Origin of the sequence: Coralliovum pocilloporae, from assembly GCF_030845175.1 — a bacterium.
Classification (GTDB): domain Bacteria; phylum Pseudomonadota; class Alphaproteobacteria; order Rhizobiales; family Cohaesibacteraceae; genus Coralliovum; species Coralliovum pocilloporae.
This window is the reverse complement of record NZ_CP132542.1, coordinates 1,627,391-1,637,500: the sequence shown is the minus strand read 5'-3', so window position 1 is coordinate 1,637,500 and position 10,110 is coordinate 1,627,391. Positions and strand designations below refer to the sequence as shown.

Here is a 10,110-nt window from a genome sequence, read left to right as displayed (position 1 = left end):
CCCCATCCAGCACGTAGGACAGCAACATGGTGTCATCAAAGCCTGTCACTTCGATGCCGTGCTGCTTGAGCACCAGCCAGTCATATTTGAGATTCTGGGCAATCTTCAGAACAGACACATCTTCAAGCAGCGGCTTCAGCAGGGCGATGGCTTCTGACTGAGCCATCTGCCCCTCTTCAAGGCCGCCACCAAACATATCATCACTGTCCCCGCGATGCAGAAGGGGAATATAACAGGCTTTGCCCGGAGCAAGCGCCAGCGAGACACCCACCAGTTCAGCCTGCATGGGATCAAGGGAGGTTGTTTCCGTATCAAGCGCCACATAGCCCTGAGCACGCGCCCTATCGAGCCAGGCTGCCAAAGCACTCTCATCACGCACCACATCATAGGCCGTGGAATCAACCGGAATAGCGGCGATGGCTTTGGCGCGCTCCGCCGCCATCATCTGGGCAGTGTGATCCGCTTCGCCGGCCTGATTATCCTCATCCGCCGAAGCCGCAGAGCTTTCCCAGCCGGGAACGGTCAGAGACTGGGCTTCGATCTCTCCGGCATCTGCTTCCGTGGCTTCGGCAATGCGCCGCGTCAGGGTGGAGAACTCCATCGCCTTGAGGAAGGAAATCAGTTTTCCGCCATCAAGCGGCTCAACAATCAGATCATCCACAGTCCGGTCCAGCGCCACATCCCGCTTCAACGTCACCAGATCACGGGAGATCCGCGCCTGCTCTGCAAACTCAATCAGATTTTCCCGGCGTTTCTTCTGCTTGATGGTCTCTGCTCCGGCGAGAAGCGTATCAAGGTCACCGAAATCACCGATCAGCTGGGCTGCTGTTTTCACACCGATACCTGGAACACCCGGTACATTATCGACGGAATCACCTGCCAGAGCCTGCACATCAATGACCTTGTCAGGCGTGACGCCAAACTTCTCAAAAACCTGATCAGGACCGATGCGCTTGTCCTTCATGGTGTCGACCATGACAACACCATCGGTTACAAGCTGCATCAGATCCTTGTCCGACGAAATAATGGTCACGTCGTAACCGGCAGCCACCGCCTGGTCCGTATAGGTGGCAATGATGTCATCAGCTTCGAAACCTGCCAGCTCAACATGAGCAATATTGAAGGCAGAGACTGCATCGCGGATGATGGCAAACTGGGGCACCAGGTCCTCCGGCGCTGGCGGACGATGCGCCTTGTAGTCCGGATAGATATCGTTTCGGAATGATTCACCCTTGGCGTCGAAAATAACCGCCAGATGAGTTGGCACAGCGCCAACGGCGGAACTTTCCGCATCCTGCAAAAGCTTCCACATCATATTACAGAAGCCGGCAACCGCACCCACCGGCAGGCCGTCTGACTTCCGGGTCAGCGGTGGCAAGGCATGATAGGCACGGAAAATGTAGGATGAACCGTCAACGAGAAAGAGATGCTTCTTGTCTGCCATATGCTGTCCGCCTGATCGCCCGGCCCATCTGGTGAATCAGCAGGCCTGTTTCGGGCGACTGTAGCGGATGATGCTTCGTACCGCTATTCCGCAGGAGCCATTTTTGCACCCGACATCTGCGGCTTCAGCTGAGCCCAGTCCGGACGGCGGAAGAGGAAGACGAAACGCGTATTCTGCACCAGCCAGAAGAAGACAATTGGGGCGACAACACCGGCTGTGGTCACCAGCAGTGAGATTGTTCCGATATCACTGATAATGCCAAGTTTGAGCAGAACAATCCGTGATACGGCCATCGGCAGGAAGAAGGCCAGATAGATGACAATGGAATTCTGACCAAGATATCTGAGCGGGGCCATCAGATTCATTTTGGACAGAAGCGCTGAAACAGAGATAACAGCGACAGCACCAAAGCCGCCCAGCATCAGACTAACAACGGGCAGATGGCTGTAACCGCCAAAGACAAACACGCCATTCACCACACTCCAGGCTGTGAGAATAGCCAGCGCCTCAATGGTATGACTACGCACCCAGTCAGCGAAATCAAAAATCCGGTCAGCAAACAGATATCCCGCATAGAAGAAGACAAACCGGCCTGCAAACTGGTCGATAATTTCAGAACCCGTATGAATAGGTGCGATTTCAAGCAGGGCCAGCCCGGCGAGAACCAGAAGCTGCGGAGCAGAGCGGAGAAGCTTGGTGATAACGAAGAAGACAGGCAGCAGATAAATGAACCAGAGCGTCCCGAACGGCTCGACAAAGGCGCGCAGATAAAACAGGGCAGCAGCCTCGAACCCTTCATTCAGCAGAACAGGCGGAGCCTTGAATGCGGCCTGAATAGTCACCCAGAGCACATAGAAATAGACGAAATGCAGCACTTTCTTATCAAGATAGGTTCGCCAGTCCCGGTCAATCACGCGGGCCAGAAACAGCCCCGAGATAAGAAAGAAGTCCGGCATCCGGAAGGGTGCGGCAAAGGCTACAACATGATGCATCCAGCCCTCTTCACCCGCAGCTTTTCCAACGCCAAGCGTTGAATGCATCATCACAACAAGAATGATGCAAAAGCCCTTTGCGTAGTCAACCCAGGCGACGCGAGACGGCGATGCAATACTCATGGGGTACACCCTTACTCATACAATCAGCCTGCATAGTATCGCATATGGCGGTTTCCTGCCGGTTACAGTTCTGTGAAGAGTATGAATTGGTTAATTTAACCTTCTTTTGATGCGTCAAATGCAATCCATTTAACCGCCCCTTAAATCGCCGCAATTACCTTTCATGGACGCAAGACTGGCAACAGACCACTGGAGCAGATAACGCCTGATGACCCGAAGCAAAAACAGCACCAACCGGCAGAACCGGTCTGCGCGCAGCGGGTCTCTTGATATCCGGCTGGATGAGGCGGACAGGCCAGGGTCCACTGCGCCGAAAAAGGCAAAGCCAAAATCCAGACCGCAATCCAAGCCACAATCCAAAACTGGCAAGAAAGCCTCGGCGGGGTCTTCGCAAAGACGCAAACGCAAGGACACCAGCAGCAAGCAGAGGCAGAGCCGGTCAAAACGTCGTGGCGGCTTTTTGTGGCGGGCCACCAAGTTCTCTGTCTACTGGTCAACGGTTCTTGGCATCTGGGGGCTCATCGCTGTTGCCGGCATCGTCGCTTTCTATGCGGTACAGTTGCCGCAAACCAGTGACTGGAAAGTTCCGGACAGACCACCCAATGTGCGCATTGTCTCCGCATCCGGAGAGCTGATTGCCAATCGTGGTGAAACCGGTGGGCAGGCTGTGCGGCTGAACCAGATGCCGCCCTATCTGCCGGAAGCCGTCATTGCAATTGAAGACCGGCGTTTCTACAGCCATTTCGGCTTTGATGCGATTGGGTTTGCCCGGGCCATGATGGTCAATCTCACATCCGGGCGGTTGGTGCAGGGTGGCTCCACCCTGACGCAGCAATTGGCCAAGAACCTGTTTCTGACCCATGAGCGCTCCTTCCGGCGCAAGGTTCAGGAGCTGGTTCTCGCCTTCTGGCTGGAAGCCAATTACTCCAAGGACGAGATTCTTGAGCTCTACCTGAACCGGGTCTATTTCGGCGCAGGAGCCTATGGCGTCGATGCCGCGGCCAATCGCTATTTCGACAAATCCGTCCGCACCATTACCCTGTCTGAAGCAGCGGTCATTGCCGGATTGCTGAAAGCGCCGTCACGCTTTGCGCCAACGCGCGCGCCCGAGCTGGCTGAACGCAGGGCCAAGGTCGTGCTGGGTGCTATGGAGCGGGAAGGTTTCATCACATCGGAAGAACGCCGGATTGCCTTCCTGCGCCCGCTCACACAGTTGACCCGTCACCGGCGCGGTAGCCAGAATTATGCGGCTGATTGGGTGATTGAACAGCTACCGGACTTTGTTGGAAAACTGACCGGCGATGTGATTGTCGAGACCACGCTCGACATGCATCTCCAGCGCATCGGTGAAGATGCCCTCAAGGAAACACTGGACAAGCATGGTGCGGCTTACAAGGTCAGCCAGGGCGCGCTTGTCTCCATGGATGCGACGGGCGCCATCAAGGCTCTGGTGGGTGGCCGGGACTATGCCACAAGCCAGTTCAACCGTGCGGTACTCGGGCGCAGGCAGCCCGGTTCCGCCTTCAAGCCTTTCGTTTATCTGGCAGCGATTGAACGCGGCCTGACAGCCGATACGGTCCGCATTGACGGACCGGTCTCCATTCGCGGCTGGCAGCCGCAGAATTATTCAAAGGATTACAGAGGTCGGGTCAGTCTGCAGACAGCCCTGGCGCTGTCGCTCAACACCGTTGCTGCCAAACTGGCCGATGAAGTTGGCCCGAAAACTGTTGTGGATGTGGCTCAGCGGCTCGGCATCCAGTCAAAACTCAAGGCCAATCCGAGCCTTGCCCTTGGCACGTCAGAAGTGACACCTCTGGAGTTGACCGGCGCCTATGTTCCCCTCGCCAATGGTGGCTATGGCGTTATTCCTCATATCATCCGCCGTATCAGAACAAGCGACGGGCAGATTCTTTATGAGCGCTCTGGTTCCGGGCCGGGGCGGGTCATCAGCCAGCGCAGTGTTGCCGAGATGAATCTGATGATGCGCGAAACTCTTCTGCGTGGAACCGGACGCAAGGCCGCTCTCAAAAACTGGCAGGCTGGCGGCAAGACCGGCACCAGCCAGAATTTCCGCGATGCATGGTTTGTGGGCTATACCGCCAATCTGGTCACCAGTGTCTGGCTTGGCAATGACAATAACAGCCCGACCAAGAAAGCCTCAGGCGGCAATCTTCCGGTTGAGGTCTGGAACACCTTCATGACAGCAGCGCATCGGGATACGATAGAAATCGCCCTTCCCGGCCTTCGCTCTGATGCCCTTCAGACGGCACAAAAGCCCTGGCGCAATCCGGACCTTGAACCGCTCGACGGACATAGAGGTCGCGACCGTGCCCTTCAGCCGCAAGGGGGCGATGGTGGCGCAATCGGTAATTTCCTGCGCGGATTGTTCGGGGGTTAGAGCCCGTCCACTCTCTGTTGGCCAATCATATGGAGTTCTTCCCCATGCTCCCTCAGCCAGGCGCGGGCCTGGTCCGTCTGCGGTGCCTGTCGCCTGCAATGGGCCCAGAATTGAGCGGAATGATTCATTTCCAGAAGATGGGACACCTCATGAGCGGCGAGATAGTCCAGAATTTCTGGAGGCGCGAGCACAAGCCGCCAGGAGAATGACAGAGTTCCATTGGATGAACACGACCCCCAGCGGGTCTTCTGGTCTCTTATGCGGATAGCTGACGGTGCCACACCCAGCTCTGCAGCGTGACGCGAGACGGCTTTCTGAAAATCAGCCCGAGCTTCACCTTTCAGAAAATCAAGCACCCGCCGTTCCAGATGCCTCGGATCTCCGGGCACCAGCAGGTCATTCTCTCCCCCACGCACCCGAACAGCCACCCTGCCCCTGCTTTGTCCGGTCGATACAATGTGGTGAGACTTTCCCCTTATCGGGATGACAGCGCCTGGCGTAATCGGTACCGGGCCGGGCAACTCATCAAACCGCTCGCAAATCCAGGCGGTTTCCTTCCGGATAAAGCTTTCAGCCCGAGCCCGCGGCAAGGATGCCGGAATGGTCAGCACAACAGCGCGCTTGGCTCTGTCTATACGCAAAGTCATCCGCCGGGATCGCTTGTTCCGCCGGATCAGCACCGGAATCTGGCCCTGACCATATGGTATGAGAACCTGTTCCAGACCAGTCGGCAATGTGGCTGCCGGGGTCGGAACGCGGGAAAACAGGCTCACAAGTTCCATCAGCATTAACTCTTGGCTCTCCAAAACAGACGAAGACGCGACTCACCCGTTACGCGTTTTCTGTTTATGCCATCCAGTGGAGAATTCCGGAACCGTATCAGCAAAAGAAAAAGGCGGGGAACGACCCCGCCCGTTTTAATCAGACTATCCGATAGACCATCAGGCCGGACTGCCATCCGGCATTTCACCATCACGTGGTTCCTGGCGCTTGTTCATGAAGCGATCAAACTCTTCCTGATCCTTCGCACGACGCAGGTTCCGCATATAGGTGTCGAACTCTTCGCGCATCTCATCAAGCTTGCGGCGCTCTTCTTCAAGGCGCTTCAGTTCGCGGGCCCGATAATCATCAAAGGCCACATTGCCACTGTCGGCGGCATGACTTGAGTGGCGCCGGAACTGATGGCGAGCATCATAGAACATGTTACGCAGCTCATCACCCCAGAGGATAAAGGCCAGCATAGCCAGTCCAAGTGGCCAGAAAACAATAAAACCAAGCACCATCAGCGCTGTATTCAGCGGAGACCAGCCGGTTTTCATGGAACACGTCCGTTTCATCAAGTCATCCCTTTTACAAAGTATGTATTGTCAAAGTTTTACGGATCGGGACAGAGACGTCATCTGTGCCCGAGACTGTGTTCGAACACTCTTCACATAGGTGTGACAACAAAAGACTTCAAGGCTGATTGACGAAACCCTGCTTCGTGAACGGTCAAATTCGCCAATGACCATTTCTCTTCGTGAATGACACGTGGCTGCGCGCCCCAAAACAGAAACCCCGAGGCCTGCATCACAGGCCTCGGGGTTTCGATTGTCACGCTCTGGGCAAATGCCTTACTTGGCAGCAGCGGCTGCCTTACGAGGCAGTCTGCGTATATTTGATCTCTTGGCCTTTTTCTGATGGCTTCTGAAGAAGTCGGCCATACGCGGAGCAATCTCGGACCGGAAACGTGATCCGTTAAAGACACCGTAATGGCCGACTGCCGGCTGCATATAATGCGCTTTCATCTCATCAGGCAGATTGCAGCAGAGATCATGGGCTGCGCTCGTCTGTCCGATGCCGGTGATATCATCCTTCTCACCTTCGATGGTCATCAGAGCAACCCGACGGATTGCGCCCGGGTCGACCAGTTCTCCATGATGACGGAACTCACCACGAGGCAGAAGGTGACGCACAAAGACATCATCAACAGTCTGCAGATAGAACGCCGCATCCAGATCCATAACCGCAAGATACTCATCATAGAATTCACGATGCTTCTCGGCTGAATCCCCATCACCTTCAATCAGGTGCTGGAAGTAATCGCCGTGAGCCGTCATATGCCGGTCCAGATTCATCGACATGAAACCGGACAATTGCAGGAAGCCCGGATAGACATCGCGCATGCAGCCTGCGTGCGGGAACGGAACCTTCATCACAACATTCCGGGCAAACCAGTCCGTACCGCGATCTTCGGCCACCTTGTTGACGGCTGTCGGATTGCGACGGGTATCAATCGGCCCGCCCATCAAGGTCATGGAATGCGGGACATTCGGATCATCTCCCTGCTCCATGCGGGAAATGGCGGCCATGACCGGCACTGACGGCTGGCACACAGCCACCACATGAACATCACCGCCGAGCACGTGAAGAATGGAAATCAGCGTATCCACATAATCGTTCAGATCAAAGGAGCCGTCACTCAATGGCACCAGGCGAGCATCAATCCAGTCAGTAATGTAGACATCATGCTCCGGCAGCAATGCCTCCACAGTTCCACGCAGCAAGGTCGCATAGTGACCGGACATCGGCGCGACCAGCAGCACTTTAGGATCTGGCTTGTGATTATCCGGAACAACACGCTCAAAATGGAGAAGATTACAGAACGGGTGATGCCAGACCACTTTCTCATGAACGGGAACACGGACACCATTGACGCTTGTCTCAGGCAGATCGAAAGCCGGTTTGCCATAGCGGCGGGTCGTCCGCTCGAACAGGTCACAGGCCGCCGAGATGGATTTTCCCATTGGTGTTGCCGAGATCGGGTTAAGCGGATTGCGGAAATACACTCTGGTCGCATCGGCAGCAGCACGCCACGGGCCCATGGCCGCATGAGTCATCTCATACCAGTGGTAATATGGCATCCGTTTTCCCCGACTGTTCGCGTCATTCTTTTTGCGTCGCGAAATTTTAGGGTCATGAAAACGTCATACACAAGCCGATTTTTGACCCAAATACCCGAGAAACAGGTGATTTCACTTAGTAAATGGTATAGGTGCGGCGCAAAAAACTATCGTCATCCATGGTGCCGTCCGTTCCTTTCCGTTTGGTAAACCGTCATCCGACTGATGAGAAATAGAGGTCGGATTCGTCAGGCGATAGGGTATGGTGCGGCAATCAGATTGCTTGCAGGAAGAAGCCATATGAGACCGGACCATCTGTCAGACAGCCCGACTTTTGAGCGCAACAGACTAAAGCTCGACACGCTGGTTCGCCTTCGCTGGCTTGCGGTCAGCGGTCAGTCCGGGGCCGTGCTCTTTGTCAAATTCGGCCTCGATTTCCCCATGCCGCTCGGACCGTGCTTTGCGCTCATTGCTCTGTCGGCCTGGCTGAACATCTTTCTGAGGATCCGGTTTCCGTCCACCCACAGACTCCGCAGCCGGGATGCTGCCCTGCTGCTTGCCTATGATGTCTGCCAGCTTTCCGGCCTGCTGTATCTGACCGGCGGCCTGCAGAATCCATTCGCCGTTCTTCTGCTAGTCCCTGTGGTCGTGTCCGCAACCACCCTGCCCCGTCGGTGGACCGTCATGCTGGGTATTCTGGTGCTGGCCGTTTCAACCCTTCTGACCCGCTGGCATTTCGCCCTGCCGTGGCAGGAAGGCAGTATTCTCATTCTGCCCAATATCTATATTGCCGGTGTCTGGATCGCGATCATCTCCAGCATGGCCTTCATGGCGATGTACACATCACGGGTGGCGGGGGAAGCACAGCAATTGTCAGACGCCCTTTCGGCAACAGAGCTTGTGCTGGCTCATGAACAGCATCTGTCTGCACTCGACGGACTGGCCACTGCCGCTGCTCATGAACTTGGGACGCCACTCGCGACCATTACCCTTATCGCAAAGGAACTGAAATCAGATCTGCCATCGGATGACCCCATCCGGGAGGATGTTGATCTGATTGTTGAGCAATCCACCCGCTGTCGTGACATTCTTGCAAAACTGCGCTCCCTGTCGAGTAACCAGGACACCAACTTCACTCAGATGAGCTTTCGGCAATTGCTTGAGGAAGTGATGGAGCCCCACCGCAATTTCGGGATTGATCTTTCCCTTGATCTTTCCTCAGCCAACCCTGACACCCCTGAGCCAATCATCCTGCGCAATCCGGGTCTTCTTTACGGTCTTGGCAATATTGTCGAAAATGCCGTTGATTTTGCCAGTGGTGCAGTGGTCATCAATGGCTCCTGGACCGAAGAGACCATCACATTGACCGTGGTTGATGACGGGCCCGGTTTTTCACCGGAACTGATCAACCGGCTGGGTGAGCCTTATGTTACAAGCCGAACCGCAAAACAGACCGGTGGCGGCCTTGGCCTTGGCTTCTTTATTGCCAAGACCCTGCTTGAGAGAACCGGCGGCCGGGTCCTTATCGCCAATCGCAAGGGCCCCGAGACAGGTGCCGTTCTCACAATCTCCTGGCCACGCACGCAACTTGATGCACGATCCTCGGCCGACTGATGACAGGTATCCCGTCATCGGTATGCTTGCCCGAAACGTAAAAACCTTCTAAATCAAAGAAGTTCCGCAGGCCGGTAAGGAGAAGGACGAACATGACAGACGACCCCTCGGCAATTGAGCTTGGCGAAGATCGCACACTTCTGCTCGTTGACGATGATCGCCCCTTCCTGCAAAGGCTGGAGCGCGCCATGGAAAAGCGCGGGTTCGTCACGGTTACTGCTGATACGGTCTCTGAAGCCTTGTCGAAAGTCGATAATGATCCGCCAGCCTACGCGGTTGTCGACATGCGCCTTGAAGACGGAAATGGCCTGGACGTGGTTGAAGCCCTGCAGGCCAGGCGTCCTGATGCCCGCGCCATCATTCTGACCGGCTATGGCAATATCGCAACCGCCGTCAGCGCTGTGAAACTGGGTGCTGCCGATTATCTTTCGAAACCGGCAGATGCCGATGAGATTTTCGCGGCTCTCATCCGAGCACCGGATGAAAAAGCCCCGCCGCCGGAAAACCCGATGTCTGCAGACCGGGTCCGCTGGGAGCATATTCAGCGGGTCTACGAGCTTTGCGATCGCAACGTATCCGAGACCGCCCGTCGCCTGAATATGCACCGCAGAACATTGCAGCGCATCCTGGCAAAGAGAGCGCCGCGTTAGACCGCGT

8 protein-coding genes (1 of these 8 running past the window's edge) are annotated in these 10,110 nt (G+C 55.7%); 3 read left to right on the top strand and 5 right to left on the bottom strand.

What is annotated here, in order from left to right; genetic code table 11:
- Window positions 1–1,444, bottom strand: partial view of a DNA polymerase I gene (gene polA / locus RA157_RS07630; protein ID WP_350335873.1) — the 5' end (the start) only. 1,445 nt of this gene lie to the left of the window's left edge; only the first 1,444 of its 2,889 coding nucleotides appear in the window; the start codon lies at window positions 1,442–1,444; its stop codon lies off the left edge, out of view.
- Window positions 1,445–1,527: 83 nt separating this feature from the next.
- On the bottom strand, window positions 1,528–2,559 hold the full coding sequence (locus RA157_RS07625; RefSeq protein ID WP_350335872.1) for an acyltransferase family protein: 1,032 nt from the start codon (window positions 2,557–2,559) through the stop codon (window positions 1,528–1,530).
- Between the two features lie 208 nt (window positions 2,560–2,767).
- Here RA157_RS07625 and RA157_RS07620 point away from each other — a divergent pair, with 208 nt between their 5' ends.
- Window positions 2,768–4,957 carry a transglycosylase domain-containing protein gene (locus tag RA157_RS07620; protein ID WP_350335871.1) on the top strand — a complete coding sequence of 730 codons (2,190 nt, stop codon included), beginning with the start codon at window positions 2,768–2,770 and terminating at the stop codon, window positions 4,955–4,957.
- On the opposite strand, the gene RA157_RS07615 is transcribed toward RA157_RS07620, so the two are convergent.
- The 3 genes from RA157_RS07615 to RA157_RS07605 form a co-directional block, all read right to left on the bottom strand.
- Window positions 4,954–5,739 (bottom strand): M48 family metallopeptidase, encoded by a 786-nt coding sequence (locus RA157_RS07615; RefSeq protein ID WP_350335870.1) that lies wholly within the window; start codon window positions 5,737–5,739, stop codon window positions 4,954–4,956. The genes RA157_RS07620 and RA157_RS07615 overlap by 4 nt on opposite strands.
- Window positions 5,740–5,898: 159 nt before the next feature.
- A complete protein-coding gene (locus tag RA157_RS07610; protein WP_350335869.1) occupies window positions 5,899–6,294 on the bottom strand; it encodes a DUF2852 domain-containing protein in 396 nt (131 codons plus the stop codon).
- 276 nt (window positions 6,295–6,570) lie between these two features.
- Window positions 6,571–7,860, bottom strand: coding sequence for a polyhydroxyalkanoate depolymerase (locus RA157_RS07605; protein ID WP_350335868.1), 1,290 nt, complete (start codon window positions 7,858–7,860; stop codon window positions 6,571–6,573).
- Between the two features lie 279 nt (window positions 7,861–8,139).
- Here RA157_RS07605 and RA157_RS07600 point away from each other — a divergent pair, with 279 nt between their 5' ends.
- The gene (locus RA157_RS07600; RefSeq protein ID WP_350335867.1) at window positions 8,140–9,453 is read left to right on the top strand and encodes an ActS/PrrB/RegB family redox-sensitive histidine kinase; all 1,314 of its coding nucleotides are present in this window, start codon (window positions 8,140–8,142) and stop codon (window positions 9,451–9,453) included.
- A gap of 92 nt (window positions 9,454–9,545) precedes the next feature.
- Window positions 9,546–10,103, top strand: a complete 558-nt coding sequence (locus RA157_RS07595; RefSeq protein WP_350335866.1) for an ActR/PrrA/RegA family redox response regulator transcription factor — start codon at window positions 9,546–9,548, stop codon at window positions 10,101–10,103.
- The last annotated feature ends 7 nt before the right edge of the window (window positions 10,104–10,110 follow it).

Excerpts from the sequence above, each read along its gene's own strand:
- RA157_RS07595 (WP_350335866.1), top strand. The coding sequence starts at position 9,546 with ATGACAGACGACCCCTCGGCAATTGAGCTTGGCGAAGATCGCACACTT.
- RA157_RS07605 (WP_350335868.1), bottom strand. The coding sequence starts at position 7,860 with ATGCCATATTACCACTGGTATGAGATGACTCATGCGGCCATGGGCCCG.
- RA157_RS07600 (WP_350335867.1), top strand. The coding sequence starts at position 8,140 with ATGAGACCGGACCATCTGTCAGACAGCCCGACTTTTGAGCGCAACAGA.
- RA157_RS07610 (WP_350335869.1), bottom strand. The coding sequence starts at position 6,294 with ATGAAACGGACGTGTTCCATGAAAACCGGCTGGTCTCCGCTGAATACA.
- RA157_RS07615 (WP_350335870.1), bottom strand. The coding sequence starts at position 5,739 with ATGGAACTTGTGAGCCTGTTTTCCCGCGTTCCGACCCCGGCAGCCACA.
- RA157_RS07620 (WP_350335871.1), top strand. The coding sequence starts at position 2,768 with ATGACCCGAAGCAAAAACAGCACCAACCGGCAGAACCGGTCTGCGCGC.
- RA157_RS07625 (WP_350335872.1), bottom strand. The coding sequence starts at position 2,559 with ATGAGTATTGCATCGCCGTCTCGCGTCGCCTGGGTTGACTACGCAAAG.